This window comes from Pseudomonas sp. IT-P2 (assembly GCF_949767575.1).
Classification (GTDB): Bacteria; Pseudomonadota; Gammaproteobacteria; order Pseudomonadales; family Pseudomonadaceae; genus Aquipseudomonas; species Aquipseudomonas pharyngis.
The window spans coordinates 347,415-362,709 of the sequence record NZ_CATKQA010000044.1 but is presented as its reverse complement, the minus strand read 5'-3'; the positions used below and the strand labels follow the sequence as shown (position 1 = coordinate 362,709).

The 15,295-nt window shown below is 62.0% G+C and carries 14 protein-coding genes; 9 read left to right on the top strand and 5 right to left on the bottom strand.

Going from position 1 to position 15,295, the window contains the following annotated elements; translation table 11 throughout:
• Positions 1-205 precede the first annotated feature (205 nt).
• From ACM6JM_RS21075 to ACM6JM_RS21050, 6 genes are all read left to right on the top strand, one after another.
• Positions 206-2,239 carry an ABC transporter permease subunit gene (locus tag ACM6JM_RS21075; protein ID WP_170844920.1) on the top strand — a complete coding sequence of 678 codons (2,034 nt, stop codon included), beginning with the start codon at positions 206-208 and terminating at the stop codon, positions 2,237-2,239.
• A gap of 16 nt (positions 2,240-2,255) precedes the next feature.
• Positions 2,256-3,926 carry a phosphate ABC transporter permease PstA gene (gene pstA, locus ACM6JM_RS21070; RefSeq protein ID WP_011336614.1) on the top strand — a complete coding sequence of 557 codons (1,671 nt, stop codon included), beginning with the start codon at positions 2,256-2,258 and terminating at the stop codon, positions 3,924-3,926.
• A 93-nt stretch (positions 3,927-4,019) separates the two neighbouring features.
• Complete coding sequence (pstB, locus tag ACM6JM_RS21065; RefSeq protein ID WP_007954333.1) at positions 4,020-4,853, top strand: phosphate ABC transporter ATP-binding protein PstB; 834 nt, start codon at positions 4,020-4,022, stop codon at positions 4,851-4,853.
• A gap of 124 nt (positions 4,854-4,977) precedes the next feature.
• Entirely contained in the window at positions 4,978-5,739 is a 762-nt protein-coding gene (gene phoU / locus ACM6JM_RS21060) for a phosphate signaling complex protein PhoU (RefSeq protein ID WP_007954334.1), read from the top strand.
• A 177-nt stretch (positions 5,740-5,916) separates the two neighbouring features.
• Positions 5,917-6,873: a response regulator gene (locus ACM6JM_RS21055; RefSeq protein WP_039765117.1), complete on the top strand. Its 957-nt coding sequence runs from the start codon at positions 5,917-5,919 to the stop codon at positions 6,871-6,873.
• A gap of 222 nt (positions 6,874-7,095) precedes the next feature.
• Positions 7,096-7,992, top strand: coding sequence for a peptidoglycan DD-metalloendopeptidase family protein (locus ACM6JM_RS21050; protein WP_039765119.1), 897 nt, complete (start codon positions 7,096-7,098; stop codon positions 7,990-7,992).
• A gap of 6 nt (positions 7,993-7,998) precedes the next feature.
• Here the strand turns inward: ACM6JM_RS21050 and ACM6JM_RS21045 are convergent, their stop codons facing one another.
• From ACM6JM_RS21045 to phoB, 3 genes are all read right to left on the bottom strand, one after another.
• A complete protein-coding gene (locus ACM6JM_RS21045; RefSeq protein ID WP_007954342.1) occupies positions 7,999-9,339 on the bottom strand; it encodes a hemolysin family protein in 1,341 nt (446 codons plus the stop codon).
• Between the two features lie 111 nt (positions 9,340-9,450).
• Positions 9,451-10,737 carry a phosphate regulon sensor histidine kinase PhoR gene (phoR, locus tag ACM6JM_RS21040; RefSeq protein WP_236187695.1) on the bottom strand — a complete coding sequence of 429 codons (1,287 nt, stop codon included), beginning with the start codon at positions 10,735-10,737 and terminating at the stop codon, positions 9,451-9,453.
• Positions 10,738-10,876: 139 nt separating this feature from the next.
• Complete coding sequence (gene phoB, locus ACM6JM_RS21035) at positions 10,877-11,566, bottom strand: phosphate regulon transcriptional regulator PhoB (protein WP_007896474.1); 690 nt, start codon at positions 11,564-11,566, stop codon at positions 10,877-10,879.
• A 151-nt stretch (positions 11,567-11,717) separates the two neighbouring features.
• On the opposite strand from phoB, the gene ACM6JM_RS21030 reads away from it, so the two are divergent.
• Positions 11,718-12,101, top strand: coding sequence for a hypothetical protein (locus ACM6JM_RS21030; RefSeq protein ID WP_007954346.1), 384 nt, complete (start codon positions 11,718-11,720; stop codon positions 12,099-12,101).
• A 63-nt stretch (positions 12,102-12,164) separates the two neighbouring features.
• On the opposite strand, the gene ubiA is transcribed toward ACM6JM_RS21030, so the two are convergent.
• Positions 12,165-13,055 (bottom strand): 4-hydroxybenzoate octaprenyltransferase, encoded by an 891-nt coding sequence (gene ubiA / locus ACM6JM_RS21025; protein ID WP_414882437.1) that lies wholly within the window; start codon positions 13,053-13,055, stop codon positions 12,165-12,167.
• Positions 13,055-13,606: a chorismate--pyruvate lyase family protein gene (locus ACM6JM_RS21020; RefSeq protein ID WP_039765124.1), complete on the bottom strand. Its 552-nt coding sequence runs from the start codon at positions 13,604-13,606 to the stop codon at positions 13,055-13,057. The genes ubiA and ACM6JM_RS21020 overlap by 1 nt, the downstream gene beginning before the upstream one ends.
• 199 nt (positions 13,607-13,805) lie before the next feature.
• On the opposite strand from ACM6JM_RS21020, the gene ACM6JM_RS21015 reads away from it, so the two are divergent.
• Positions 13,806-13,973 carry a rubredoxin gene (locus ACM6JM_RS21015; RefSeq protein ID WP_007954349.1) on the top strand — a complete coding sequence of 56 codons (168 nt, stop codon included), beginning with the start codon at positions 13,806-13,808 and terminating at the stop codon, positions 13,971-13,973.
• A gap of 21 nt (positions 13,974-13,994) precedes the next feature.
• Positions 13,995-15,143 carry an NAD(P)/FAD-dependent oxidoreductase gene (locus ACM6JM_RS21010; protein WP_210710273.1) on the top strand — a complete coding sequence of 383 codons (1,149 nt, stop codon included), beginning with the start codon at positions 13,995-13,997 and terminating at the stop codon, positions 15,141-15,143.
• Positions 15,144-15,295: the final 152 nt, after the last annotated feature.

Sequence of the window (15,295 nt, the reverse complement as noted above, 5' to 3'; positions counted from 1 at the left end):
GCGCATTGACTTCAATACGCCTGAGTTGCAACGCAAGCGCCGCATTCGCGCGCTCAAGGATCGCTTCACCCGCTGGTACGTCCTCGTCGGCGGTCTGGCGGTACTGGCAGCCATCACCCTGATCTTCTTTTTCCTCGCCTACGTGGTCGCGCCGCTGTTCAAGGGTGCCGACCTGACCGCGAAAGATGCACTCACCCCGGCCTGGATGCAGGACGCCGGCAAGCCGCTGATGATTTCGCTCGAAGAGCAGAATCAGGTGGCCATGCGCGTTTCCGACAAGGGCCAGGCGCTGTTCTTCGACATCGACAGTGGCGCTGAACTGAAGCGCGTCGATCTGCCCTTGCCGGCAGGCGCCAGTGTGACCTCCATCGGCGAAGACCAGCCGGGCCATCCGCTGGTGGCCGTGGGCCTGTCCAACGGCCAGGCGCTGGTGTTCCGTCACACTTATAAAGTCAGCTACCCGGATGGCAAGAAGACCATCACTCCGGCCATCGAGTATCCGTACGGCGAGACACCGATCGCGCTGAACGAAAGCGGCGGTGCGCTGGAGCACGTCAGCCTCAATGCCACCGATTCGACCCTGATGCTGGTCGGCTCCACCGGTTCGCAACTGAATGTGCTGTCGCTGACCAGCGAAGAAAACATGATGACCGGCGAAGTCACCAACGAGCAGAAGCGTATCGATCTGCCGCAGATGACCGAGCCCGTAAAAAACATCTTCGTCGACCCGCGCCAGCAATGGCTGTACGTGGTCAACGGACGTGCCCAGGCCGACGTGTTCAGCCTGCGCGACAAGAGCCTCAACGGTCGCTACAAGCTGCTGGAAAACGCTGACGCTGAAGTCACTGCGACTACGCAACTGGTCGGTGGTATCTCGCTGATCGTCGGTGACTCCAAAGGTGGCCTGGCCCAGTGGTTCATGGCCCGCGACACCGATGGCGAGCTGCGCTTGAAGCAGATCCGCACCTTCCAGATGGGCACTACGCCGATCGTTGAAATTTCCGCCGAAGAACGTCGCAAGGGCTTCCTGGCCCTGGATGCCAGCGGCAAGCTCGGCGTGTTCCACAGCACCGCGCATCGCACCTTACTGGTTGATCAGGTCGTCGAAGGCCAAGGCCTGTTCGGCCTGTCGCCGCGCGCCAACCGCGTGATCGTCGAAGCCGGCGGCAAGCTGCAACCGCTGCTGCTCGACAACCCGCACCCGGAAGTCTCGTGGAGCGCACTGTGGAGCAAGGTCTGGTACGAGAACTACGACGAGCCTAAATACGTCTGGCAATCGACCGCCGCCAACACCGATTTCGAACCGAAACTGAGCCTGTCGCCACTGACCTTCGGCACCCTGAAAGCCGCGTTCTACGCGATGCTGCTTGCTGCACCGCTGGCCGTCGCCGCTGCGATCTACACCGCGTACTTCATGGCCCCGGGCATGCGCCGCAAGGTCAAACCGGTGATCGAGCTGATGGAAGCGATGCCGACGGTGATCCTCGGTTTCTTCGCCGGTCTGTTCCTCGCACCGTATGTAGAAGGGCATCTGCCGGGCATCTTCAGCCTGCTGATGCTGCTGCCGATCGGCATTCTGATCGCCGGTTTCACCTTCAGCCGCCTGCCTGAATCGATCCGCCTGAAAGTCCCGGACGGCTGGGAAAGTGCACTGCTGATTCCGGTGATCCTGTTCGTGGGCTGGCTGTCGCTGTACATGAGCCCGTTCATGGAGAACTGGTTCTTCGGCGGTGACATGCGCATGTGGATCTCTCACGACCTGGGCATCACCTACGACCAGCGCAACGCTCTGGTGGTCGGTCTGGCCATGGGTTTTGCGGTGATCCCGAACATCTACTCGATCGCCGAAGACGCCGTGTTCAGCGTGCCGCGCGGCCTGACCCTGGGCTCGCTGGCCCTCGGTGCCACGCCGTGGCAGACCATGACTCGCGTGGTCATCCTGACCGCCAGCCCGGGCATTTTCTCGGCGCTGATGATCGGCATGGGCCGTGCAGTCGGTGAAACCATGATCGTGCTGATGGCCACCGGCAACACCCCGGTCATGGAAATGAACCTGTTCGAAGGCCTGCGCACCCTGGCCGCCAACGTCGCGGTGGAAATGCCGGAGTCGGAAGTCGGCGGCAGCCACTACCGCGTGCTGTTCCTCTCGGCGCTGGTGCTGCTGTTGTTCACCTTCGTCATGAACACCCTCGCGGAACTGATTCGTCAGCGTCTGCGCAAGAAATACTCGTCGCTTTAAGCAAAGGTAGAAGTCTGTGAAACAGAACTCCCTGAAAGGATGGTTCAAGAGCGGCGCCCCGGGCGTCTGGATCAGCGGCGGCGCGGTGTCCATCGCGGTCATCATGACCATTGGCCTGCTGGCGGTGATCGCCGTGCGCGGTCTGGGTCACTTCTGGCCGGCGGATCTGATCCACGCCAGCTATGACGTTCCGGGCCAGGGTCAGCATCTGGTCGTGGGCGAAGTGGTGCAGAAAGAAGAAGTGCCGCGCGCCCGTCTGAAGAGCGCCGGCCTGCCGGTGCCGGACGAAGGTCCGGAATTCATGACCCGCGAGCTGATCAAGGTCGGCAACCGTGACCTGAACGGCAACGACTTCACCTGGATCGTCGGCGAGTGGCTGACCGACCAGAAGAATCCGCCGGAGCTGATGGCGCTGGAGCGTCGTGAGTGGGGCAACTTCTACGGCTACCTGGTCAACGTCAAACAGGACGGCAAGGTGATCGCCGAAGGCGAAGCCGCCTGGCCTGAGCTGCAAGCGCGGATCGATCGCGTGAACAAACTTGCCGCCCAGCTCAAGACTCTGGAAAAAGTCGATATCGGTGCGATCAACGCCGGCCTCGAGCGCATCCGTCTGCACGGTCGCAAACTGGAGCTGGAAGGCAAACTCGACGCCACCGCGCAAGCGGACATGGAATCCGAGCGCGCCGAGCTGAACGCCCGCTATCAGGACATCGAAGCCCGTCTGGCCGACCTGCACGCCCAGTTCAACCGTGACGCTTTGACCGCTCGTGATGCGAACGGCAAGGAAATTGAAATAGGCCTGGGCAAAGTGGTTCACGCCTACCAGCCGAACGCGATGGGGACGTTCACCAAGATCGGTTTCTACTTCAGCAAGGTCTGGGAATTCCTGTCCGACGACCCGCGTGAAGCGAACACCGAAGGCGGGATTTTCCCGGCGATCTTCGGCACCGTGATGATGACCCTGATCATGGCGATGATCGTGACCCCGTTCGGCGTGCTGGCGGCGGTGTACCTGCGTGAATACGCCAAGCAGAACACCCTGACCCGGGTGATCCGGATCGCGGTGAACAACCTGGCGGGTGTTCCGGCGATTGTTTACGGCGTGTTCGGTCTGGGCTTCTTCGTCTACGTGCTCGGTGGCTCGCTCGACCGTCTGTTCTTCCCTGAAGCGCTGCCGGCACCGACCTTCGGTACGCCGGGTCTGCTCTGGGCTTCGTTGACTTTGGCGCTGCTGGCGGTACCGGTGGTGATCGTGGCCACCGAAGAAGGTCTGGCGCGTATCCCGCGCACCGTGCGTGAAGGCTCACTGGCCCTCGGCGCGACCAAGGCTGAAACCCTGTGGAAGATCGTTCTGCCGATGGCCAGCCCGGCCATGATGACCGGCATGATCCTCGCCGTGGCTCGCGCCGCCGGTGAAGTGGCGCCGCTGATGCTGGTAGGTGTGGTGAAGCTGGCGCCGTCGCTGCCGGTGGACGGCAACTACCCGTACCTGCACCTGGATCAGAAGATCATGCACCTGGGCTTCCACATCTACGACGTCGGCTTCCAGAGCCCGAACGTCGAGGCCGCGCGGCCGCTGGTGTACGCCACGGCGCTGTTGCTGGTGCTGGTGATCGCCACCCTGAACCTGTCGGCGGTGTACATCCGTAACCACCTGCGCGAGAAGTACAAGGCGCTGGACAGCTAAAGCCATTAGCCACAAGCGGCAAGCTACAAGCCGCTTTTGCTCAAACTTGCAGCTTGCAGCTAGAAGCTTGCAGCTACGAACGGAGTGAGACCCATGCAGCACGAAACACATACCCACGGCATCAACATGTCTGCCCTGGGCCGCGACAAGCAGAGCCTGAACCTCGAGCAGGAAACCGTGGCCATCGAAGTACCGGGCCTGAGCCTGTACTACGGCGAGAAACAGGCGCTGTTCGACGTCAGCATGAACATCCCGAAACAGCGCGTGACCGCCTTCATCGGCCCGTCCGGCTGCGGCAAGTCCACGCTGCTGCGGACCTTCAACCGCATGAACGACCTGGTGGACGGCTGCCGCGTCGAAGGCGCGATCAACCTGTACGGCAACAACATCTACCGCAAGGGCGAAGACGTGGCCGAGCTGCGTCGCCGGGTCGGCATGGTGTTCCAGAAGCCTAACCCGTTCCCCAAGACCATCTACGAAAACGTGGTCTACGGCCTGCGCATCCAGGGCATCAACAAGAAGCGCATCCTCGACGAAGCCGTCGAGTGGGCACTGAAAGGTGCGGCCCTGTGGGACGAAGTGAAAGACCGTCTGCATGACTCGGCCCTCGGCCTGTCCGGTGGTCAGCAGCAGCGTCTGGTGATCGCCCGCACCATCGCCGTGGAACCGGAAGTGCTGCTGCTCGACGAACCGTGCTCGGCACTTGACCCGATCTCGACCCTGAAAGTCGAAGAGCTGATCTACGAGCTCAAATCCAAGTTCACCATCGTCATCGTTACCCACAACATGCAACAGGCGGCGCGGGTGTCCGACTACACGGCGTTCATGTACATGGGCAAACTGGTGGAATTCGGCGACACCGATACCCTGTTCACCAATCCGGCCAAGAAGCAGACCGAAGACTACATCACAGGGCGATACGGCTAGCCGTACAGCTGCAAGCGGCAAGCTTCAAGCGGCAAGTTAGAAGCGATGCGGCAGGGAACACCACATAACAGCTTGCAGCTCGTAGCTTGCAGCTCTTGGTTAAACGCTTTTTCGGAGCGAACGCATGATTTCCAAAGAAGGCCTTACCCATCACATTTCCGCGCAGTTCAACGCCGAACTGGAAGAAGTGCGCAGCCACCTGCTGGCCATGGGCGGGCTGGTCGAGAAGCAGGTCAACGACGCGGTCACCGCGCTGATCGAGGCCGACTCGGGCCTGGCCCAGCAAGTGCGCGAGATCGACGACCAGATCAACCAGATGGAACGCAACATCGACGAAGAATGCCTGCGCATTCTGGCCCGTCGTCAGCCGGCGGCCTCCGACCTGCGTCTGATCATCAGCATCTCCAAGTCGGTGATCGACCTGGAGCGTATCGGCGACGAAGCGACCAAGATCGCCCGCCGTGCGATCCAGTTGTGCGAAGAAGGCGAAGCGCCGCGCGGTTACGTCGAGGTTCGCCACATCGGCGACCAGGTGCGCAACATGGTCCGCGATGCGCTGGACGCCTTTGCACGCTTCGACGCCGACCTGGCGTTGTCGGTGGCGCAGTACGACAAGATCATCGACCGCGAATACAAGACCGCCCTGCGCGAGCTGGCGACCTACATGATGGAAGACCCGCGCTCTATCTCGCGGGTCTTGAGCATTATCTGGGTGCTGCGTTCGCTGGAGCGGATCGGCGACCACGCGCGCAACATCTCGGAGCTTGTGATTTATCTGGTGCGCGGCACCGATGTGCGGCACATGGGCCTCAAGCGCATGAAGGAAGAAGTTGAAGGGACAAGTGGCGAAACCGCTAATGTTCCGGGCGATGCTGACGATAAGTAAGATTGCCTGAGAAAAGCGCCCGGCCCTTTGGCCGGGCGTTTTTGTTTCTGCTTCTCATAGGCAGAACCGAAATAAAAAGCAGCACCCGCGAACGAAAAGTCCCGGCGTGACTGAAGAGTTTTGGCAATGTGCCATCAGCCAGCGTTATGCTTGCCGGGATTTTAATAGGGGTGTTGGATGAGCAAGATCAGTGTGTTGGTCGTGGACGATGCATCGTTCATTCGTGACCTGGTGAAAAAGTGCCTGCGTAATTACTTCCCGGGGATCCGCACCGAGGACGCCATCAATGGCAAGAAGGCTCAGGCCATGCTGGCCAAGGAAGCCTTCGACCTGGTGCTGTGCGACTGGGAAATGCCGGAAATGTCCGGTCTCGAACTGCTGACCTGGTGCCGTGAGCAGGACAACCTCAAGACCATGCCATTCATCATGGTCACCAGCCGGGGCGACAAGGAAAACGTCGTGCAGGCGATCCAGGCCGGTGTCACCGGTTACGTCAGCAAGCCGTTCACCAACGAGCAACTGCTGACCAAGGTCAAGCAGGCCCTGAACAAGGTCGGCAAACTCGACACCCTGATGAACAGCGCCCCGACCAAGATGAACTCGGCGTTCGGCAACGACTCCCTGAGCGCGTTGACCGGTGGCAAGGCTGCCGTGGTTGGTTCTCCACCGACGGCTGCGGCAGTGAATCCGTTTGCCAAGCCTGCCGCTGCGGCCCCGGCACCTGCCGCCGCGCCACAGCGTGGCCTGCTCAACAGCCCGCCTGTGAAAGCCCCGGCAGCCTCCAGCGCTCCGGCCGGCGGTCGCGGTCAGGGTCAACTGCGCCTGCCAAGCGGCACCCAGCAATGCGTGATCAAGGCCCTGAGCATCAAGGAAGCGCTGCTGGTGGTGAAACGCACCGACACCCTGCCGCAGATCCTCGACAGCGCCGTGCTCGATCTGGAGCAGGGCGACAACGCCGAAATCGCCCGTCTCAACGGCTACCTGCACGCCGTCGTTGCCCACGAACCGAAACCCGACAGCGACTGGCTGCAACTGACCTTCCGCTTCGTCGACCAGGACGCGCAGAAGCTCGACTACATCTCCCGCCTGATCGCCCGCGGCACGGCGCAGAAGCACTTCGTTCCGGGCGCGTAAGCGTCGTTTTACGCTGATCGTTCCCACGCTCCGCGTGGGAATGCCTCAAGGGACGCTCTGCGTCCTCACGCATGGGACGCAGAGCGTCCCGGGCTGCGTCCCCACGCAGAGCGTGGGGACGATCATCTCCTGCACCTGCCATTTTGAAACATCTGTCGACTAGCCTGGTCTGCTTCAGCTGCTAGGCTCATTCCCAGGCCTTACTCGACAGAACTTTTGCCCATGCCCCTGCGCCTGCTGTTTTTCTGTGGTCTGTTCATGGCCTCCACCTCGACGGTGGCCATGACGATCTACAAATCCACCGATGCCAACGGAGTGGTTTCGTACAGCGACCGTCCGAGCAAAGGCTCCCAGGTGTTCGTGTTTCAGGACCGGATGGTCGAGCGCCTGGAGCGCCAGGTCTATCTCGACATCAAGAAGCAGAAGGGCGCGGACGTGGTGTTCGTGCGCAACGACCTGTATGCGCCGGTCGAGGTTGCCCTGGCGTTTACCGGGATGAGCAACGTGCGCGGCGCACCGGCGCAAACGATTCGCCGGGTGCTGCCGGCGCGCAGCAATACGCGGCTGGCGTTGCTGACGCCGGTATCCGGTGGCAAACCGCTGGTGTACACGCCGATGTTCCAGTATTCCCTCGGCGATCCGGCTGGCGCGGCTCAGGGCTATCGTTATCCGTTTCCATGGCGTGGCGGGCCGTTTCGCCTGAGCCAGGGCGCCAATGGCGATTACAGCCACTTCGGGCCGAAGAACAAATATGCGATGGACATCGCCATGCCGGTCGGCACGCCGATCATCGCGGCGCGGGCCGGGGTGGTGGTGAAGACCGAGAATTCCCAGAACGGACGCGGCACCGATCCGTCCGGCAACTTCGTGCGGATCCTGCACGACGACGGCACGATGGGCGTGTACCTGCATCTCAAACAAGGGTCGGTGAGTGTGCGCGAGGGGCAGCGAGTGGCGGTGGGCAGTCCGCTGGCGCTGTCCGGCAACACCGGCAACAGCAGCGGCCCGCACCTGCACTTCGTGGTGCAGCGCAACACCGGGATGGGGCTGGTGTCGATTCCGTATCAGTTCAACCGGCCGCTGGGGGCGTTGCCCAACTTTGCGCTGGGCAAGCAGTAAACCCCGTCAGTCGAGCATCAGCACCTTGGCCAGAATGATCTTCGGACCTTTCATCTTTTTGATGATGATCCGCAGGCCTTCGACTTCCAGCACTTCTTCCTCTTCCGGCACCCGTTTCAGGGTTTCGTAGATCAGCCCGGCGAGGGTTTCGGCTTCGATGTGATCCAGGTCGATCCCCAGCAGGCGCTCGACCTTGAACAGCGGCGTATCGCCCCGCACCAGCAACTTGCCCGGCTGGTAGGCGAGGATGCCGCGCTCGGCCTTGCGGTGTTCGTCCTGGATGTCGCCGACCAGCACTTCCAGCACGTCTTCCATGGTCAGGTAGCCGATGATGTTGCCGTCGGCCTCTTCGACCACAGCGAAGTGCGAGCCGCCCTTGCGGAACTGTTCCAGCAGCTGCGACAGCGGCATGTGCCGCGACACGCGCTCCAGCGGGCGGGTCAGTTCGGCGAGGTTGAACGACTCGGGAATGTGATCCAGCGCCGCCAGCTCCAGCAGCAGATCCTTGATGTGCAGCAGGCCGACGAACTCCTTGCGCTCGCTGTCGTACACCGGATAACGGCTGAACTTGTGGCGACGGAACATCGCCAGGATTTCTTTCAGCGGGGCGTTGAATTCGAGGGTAATCAGGTCTTCCCGGGAGTTGGCCCAGTCGACCACTTCCAGTTCGCCCATTTCCACCGCCGAGGCCAGCACGCGCATGCCCTGGTCGCTCGGGTCCTGACCACGGCTGGAGTGCAGGATCAGTTTCAGTTCTTCACGGCTGTAATGGTGCTCGTGATGCGGGCCGGGTTCACCTTGTCCTGCAATGCGCAGGATGGTGTTGGCGCTGGCGTTGAGCAGGTAGATCGCCGGGTACATGGCCCAGTAGAACAGGTACAGCGGCACCGCCGTCCACAGCGACAGCAGCTCGGGTTTGCGGATCGCCCAGGATTTGGGTGCGAGCTCGCCGACCACGATGTGCAGGTACGAAATGATGAAGAACGCGGTGAAGAACGAGATGCCTTTGACGACTTCCGCCGACTGCACGCCGACCGCGCTCAGCAGCGGTTCGAGAATGTGCGCGAACGCCGGCTCGCCGACCCAGCCCAGGCCGAGGGAGGCGAGGGTGATACCGAGCTGGCACGCCGAGAGGTAAGCATCGAGCTGACTGTGCACCGTGCGCAGGATGTGCCCGCGCCAGCCGTGCTGTTCAGCGATGGCTTCGACCCGGGTCGAGCGCAGTTTGACCATGGCGAATTCCGCCGCAACGAAGAAGCCGTTGAGCAGAACCAGGATCAGAGCGAAAAGAATCATGCCGAAATCGGCGAATATTGTTGCGAGGGACAAGCCAGGGGAAGGGTCCATGATGGAGTTTTGCGGGTTCCGTGTGATTCGAAAGAAAGAAAAATCCGCACCTGAAAGGCAGGCGCAAGTCAGCCAATGTAGCGGCTGACCTGGCGATTGCCTAGTCCGGCATTACTCAGCGGCGCTGATGACCCGTGCCTGAGCGACCTGCGCCGGGGCGAAATGGCAGGTGAAGGTGCTGCCATGACCGGGCACGCTGCTGATCTCCATCCGGGCGCGATGGCGCAGCAGCACGTGTTTGACGATGGCCAGACCCAGGCCCGTGCCGCCGGTGTTGGAGTTGCGGCTGGAGTCGACGCGGTAGAAGCGTTCGGTCAGGCGCGGCAGGTGTTTGCTGTCGATGCCGATCCCGGAATCCTGCACGCTCAGGTGCGCGCCCTGATCGTCGCCCCACCAGCGGATGCGGATATTGCCTTCGGCCGGGGTGTATTTGACCGCGTTGAACACCAGATTGGAAAACGCACTGCGCAGTTCCGCCTCGCTGCCCTTGAGCAGGATGCGGGTGTCGGCTTCGAGGGTGATGCGCTGATTCTTTGAGCCGGACAACTGCTGGGCGTCGCTCTTGATCGACTGCAACAAAGTGTCGATGTGCACCGGCTGGTTGTCCGACGGGTAGTCGGTGGCTTCCAGTTTGGCCAGCAGCAGTAAATCGTTGAGCAGGGTCTGCATGCGTCCGCCCTGTTGCTGCATCTGCTGCAGGGCACGGCTCCAGCGCGGGTTCACTTCCTCGACGTTGTCGAGCAGGGTTTCCAGGTAGCCGCAGATCACCGTCAGTGGGGTGCGCAGCTCATGGGAGACGTTGGCGATGAAGTCCTTGCGCATCTGTTCCAACTGATGGATGCGGGTGACGTCGCGGACCAGCATCAGGTGCTCGTTGTTGCCGTAGCGCGTGAGGTACAGCTGGATGCGTACGCGATCGTTGGTCGGCGAAGGGATTTCCAGCGGCTCGGCGTAGCTTTCCTGCTCGAAGTATTCCTTGAAACGCGGATGGCGGACCAGGTTGGTTACCGGTTGGCCGCTGTCCTGCGGGGTCTTGAGGCCGAGCAGGGTTTCGGCGGCGCGGTTCCACCACTCCAGGTTGCCGTCGCTGTCGAGCATGATCACCGCGTCTTTCAGCGCGGCGGTGGACTCCTGAACGCGGTCGATCACCGCTTGCAGGCGTCCGCGTACCCGTTGGTCGCGGCGTTGCAGGTGGTAGATGCTGTCGAACACCTCGCCCCACAGGCCGTAGCCGTCGGGCGGTGCTTCATCGGGTTGGTGCAGGCGCAGCCATTCGTGCAGGCGCAGCAGTTGCTTGAGCGTCCAGGCCAGATAAAGGCCCAAGCCCGCCGCCAGGCTCCAGCCGTAGTAGCCGGTGATCAGGCCGATCACCAGGCAGCCGGTGACCAGCAACAGCATGTGGCGAATCAGGGTGCCATGCCAGTTTTGGTTCACGGAACGTCCTTAAACGCAGCGTCGAGTGTCGAGCTGCAAGCTTCAAGCTAAAGCGGATCGGCTTTTACTTGCCGCTTGTAGCTAGAAGCTTGCAGCTGCCTATTTATGCTTTGGTGGAGAACCGGTAGCCGGTGCCGCGCACGGTTTGTACCAGATTTTCGTAGGCGTCGCCGAGAGCCTTGCGCAGGCGCCGGATGTGCACGTCGACGGTGCGCTCTTCAACATAGACGTTGCCGCCCCAGACCTGGTCCAGCAACTGGCCACGGGTGTAGGCGCGTTCCTGGTGGGTCATGAAGAATTGCAGCAGGCGGTATTCGGTCGGGCCCATCTCGGCAGGTTTGCCGTCGATGGTCACGCGGTGGCTGATCGGGTCGAGCAGCAGGCCGCCGACTTCGATCGGCGCTTCGCCATCGGTCGGGCCGGCGCGACGCAGCACGGCCTTGAGGCGTGCCACCAGTTCACGTGGGGAAAACGGTTTGGTGATGTAGTCGTCGGCGCCGACTTCCAGACCCTGGATCTTGTTGTCCTCTTCGCCCTTGGCGGTGAGCATGATGATCGGGATGTCCCCGGTCAGTTCGTCACGCTTGAGGCGGCGGGCCAGCTCGATGCCGGAAGTGCCGGGCAGCATCCAGTCGAGCAGGATCAGGTCCGGTTTGCGGTCGACGATGATGGCGTGGGCCTGCTGCGAGTTCTCTGCCTCGAGGCAGTCATAGCCGGCCATTTCCAACGCAACGGCGATCATTTCGCGAATGGGCGCTTCGTCGTCGACGATCAGAATGCTCCTGCCAACCATGCCTTAATCCTCTTGTCATTTAACTGTCTTGCGCCGCATTAGATAACGGAATTATTGCAGTCGTGTGACAGTATTTTAGTCCGGCGGCGATTGTGCGAATCCTGAACTAAGCTCTAAGTCCGAATCCTGACAACCACAAGAGAAGGTTTCCATGACTCAAATGACTGCTTCCTTTAAGGCTTTGCTGATGGCTGCTGCCCTGACTCTGCCCGGACTGGCGATGGCGGCCGAGCCGGCCATGATGAAAGACGGAATGATGGTCGACCACAAGGGCATGACGCTTTACACGTTCGACAAGGACAGTGGCGGCAAGTCGATGTGCAACGGCGATTGCGCCAAGAACTGGCCGCCGTTGATGGCGCCGGCGGATGCCAAGGCAGAAGGTAAATGGACAGTCATCAAACGTGATGACGGCATGATGCAGTACGCCTACGACGGCAAGCCGCTGTACACCTTCGTGAAAGATGCGAAGCCGGGCGATATGACCGGCGACAAGATGAAGGACGTGTGGCACGTGGTTCACGAGCACAAGTAAGCCATTGGCAGTGAAACCGGATCGCGGCTCGCAGGCATTGCCTCGGGCCGCGATTCCTTGCGATCAGCGCAACGCGTAATCCAGCACGATCCCGACGAAAATCGCCAGCCCCGCCCAGTGGTTGTGCAGGAACGCCTCGAAGCAGCGCATCCGGTCCTTGCTGCGGGTGTACCAGAACTCCCAGGCGTAGCACCCGGCGGCCACCAGCAGGCCGAGGTGGAACCAGATCCCCAGCTCGAATTTCGACCCCGCCAGCAGCAGACAGCCCAGCGACAGTGCCTGCAAGGTCAGGATGATCACCCGGTCTGCATCGCCGAACAGGATCGCCGTGGATTTCACGCCGATCTTCAGGTCATCGTCGCGGTCGGTCATTGCGTAATAAGTGTCGTAGCCCACCGTCCACAGCAGATTGGCGATCCACAGCAGCCAGGCGGTTGCCGGCAGCTCACCGGTTTCGGCGGTGAACGCCATCGGCATGCCCCAGGAGAACGCCGCGCCCAGCACCACTTGCGGGTAATAGGTGTAACGCTTCATGAACGGGTAGGTGAACGCCAGCGCCAGACCGCCCAGCGACAGCCAGATGGTCGCGGCGTTGGTGCACAGCACCAGCAGGAAACTCACGCCCATCAGCAGCGCGAAGAACATCAGCGCCTCTTTCGAGCTGATCCTGCCGGCAGCGATAGGTCGCTGCGCAGTGCGTTTGACGTGGCCGTCGACCTTGCGGTCGGCCCAGTCGTTGATCACGCAGCCGCCGGCACGGGTCAGCACCACGCCGAGGACGAAAATCACGATATTGGCCAGCGACGGCGAGCCTTTGCCGGCAATCCACAGCGCCCAGAGCGTCGGCCACAGCAGCAGGTAAATGCCGATCGGCTTGTCCATCCGGGTCAGCTGGATGAAGTCCCAGGCACGCGGGTTCAAGCGATTCAGGGATTTGAGCAGGCTTTGGTACATCAGCAGTTCTCCGGACGGGCGCGGACGGCTTCCCACAGCGTAGGCAGGAAAATCTCCGCCACCAGCACACTCAATGCGCCACGGTCGAAACGCGAACGCCGTCCCCACAGGCCGGCAGCCCGGGAACCTTCGGGCAACCAGTGCTCAGGGTAATGACAGACTTCGATGGCGCGGCGCTGGAAGGCGTGATCGCAAAACAGCAGTTCGCCCAGCGAGCGGCTGCCCAGTTCATCCATGTGCAAGCCGTCGCCCTGCAAGGCACTGCGCGACGCCACGCTGCGGGCGAACACCCAGGCCTGGCCATGCCCGCGCAGATACACCTCGCGCACCCAGCCCTCGCTGCCTTCGGCCAGGTCCAGCGCGGCGCATTCGTCGTCTCGCAGGGTCTGCCAGCCTTCGAACAGCGGCGTCACGCTGAAGCCGTCATCGGACAGGCGCGTCAGCCGGCGGGTCAGGGAGCCTTCGTCGAACAGCCAGTCGCGCGTGGATGTGTCGGGGAGGGGTGTCAGTTCGCTTTGCGGGCGCCACAGCGGAGCGTTTGTGTGTTGCACAATGAGTCATTATTGGCAGCAAATGAGGCGGCGAGCTTACCATGCTGCACCGCGAGTTTGATTGATCCGGGTCGCCGCTGCGCCGAACAGGCTTGCATCTGCCCGGCACGATCAGTACAAAACGCCCTGAGCCGGACGGCAGCGCTGCACCATCGACCGTCCGCGCCGGTTAAAGCCTGAACCCTGAGGAAGTACCTGAATGAAAAAGTGGCAATGTGTGGTCTGCGGCCTGATTTACAACGAAGCCGACGGCTGGCCGGATGACGGCATTGCGCCGGGCACCCTGTGGCAGGACGTGCCGGAAGACTGGCTGTGCCCGGACTGCGGCGTCGGCAAGATGGACTTCGAAATGATCGAAATCAACTGAGAAAACACTGAGGAGTAGGGCATGAGCGCACCTGTCGTAATCGTTGGCACCGGGCTTGCGGGTTACAACCTGGCTCGCGAGTTTCGCAAACTCGATGGCGAAACCCCGTTGCTGCTGATTACCGCCGATGACGGTCGCTCCTACTCCAAGCCGATGCTGTCCACCGGCTTCGGCAAGAACAAGGACGCCGACGGCTTGAGCATGGCCGAGCCGGGCGCGATGGCCGAGCAGTTGAAGGCCGAGATCCGCACCCATACCCGCATCAGCGGCATAGATCCGGGCCACAAGCGGCTGTGGATCGGCGAGGAAGCAGTGAGCTATCGCGACCTGATCCTCGCCTGGGGCGCGGAAACCGTACGTGTGCCGATCGAAGGCGACGGCGGGGATCTGGTGTTCCCGATCAACGATCTCGAAGACTACGCGCGCTTTCGCGCCGCAGCCGCTGGCAAGCGCCGAGTGTTGCTGCTCGGCGCCGGACTGATCGGCTGCGAGTTCGCCAATGACCTGATTCTGGGTGGCTACGAGGTGCAACTCGTTGCACCGTGCGAGCAGGTGATGCCGACCCTGCTGCATCCCGCTGCGGCGGCTGCGGTGCAGGCCGGGTTGGAAAGCCTCGGTGCGCGTTTCCATCTCGGCCCGGTGCTGACCCGCCTGCAAAAAGTCGCTGATGGGCTGGAAGCGCACCTGTCCGACGGTCAGGTTGTCCCGTGCGATGTGGTGGTCTCGGCCATCGGCCTGCGCCCGCGGATCGATCTGGCGGCGGCCGCCGGCATCCAGACCAATCGCGGCGTGGTGGTCGACCGTCATCTGCAAACCTCTCACGCCAACATTTACGCCCTGGGCGACTGCGCCGAGGTCAACGGGCTGAATCTTCTGTACGTCATGCCCCTCATGAGTTGTGCGCGAGCGCTGGCACAGACCCTGGCCGGCAACCCGACCGTGGTGAACTACGGACCGATGCCGATCACCGTGAAAACCCCGGTCTGCCCGCTGGTGGTTTCCCCGCCGCCACGGGGCCGCGAAGGCGTCTGGACGGTCGAAGGGCAGGGCGCCGACATCAAGGTGCTGTGCCACGACGCAGACGGGCAATTGCTCGGTTACGCCCTGACCGGCGCGGCGGTGATGGAAAAACTCGCACTGAACAAACAGCTTCCGGCCTTGCTGGCGTAAATACCGGTCGTTCTGTCGGAATCACCCCGCTTTTGCCCCCACAAACGTCGCGGGGAGACTGGCGCCGCCCTTAACCGCGTGCCATCCTCACTCCCGTCTGCCGCAGAGTAGAGCCTGCGGCGCCTTGGGCGCTGTTCCAACGAGAACAGCAC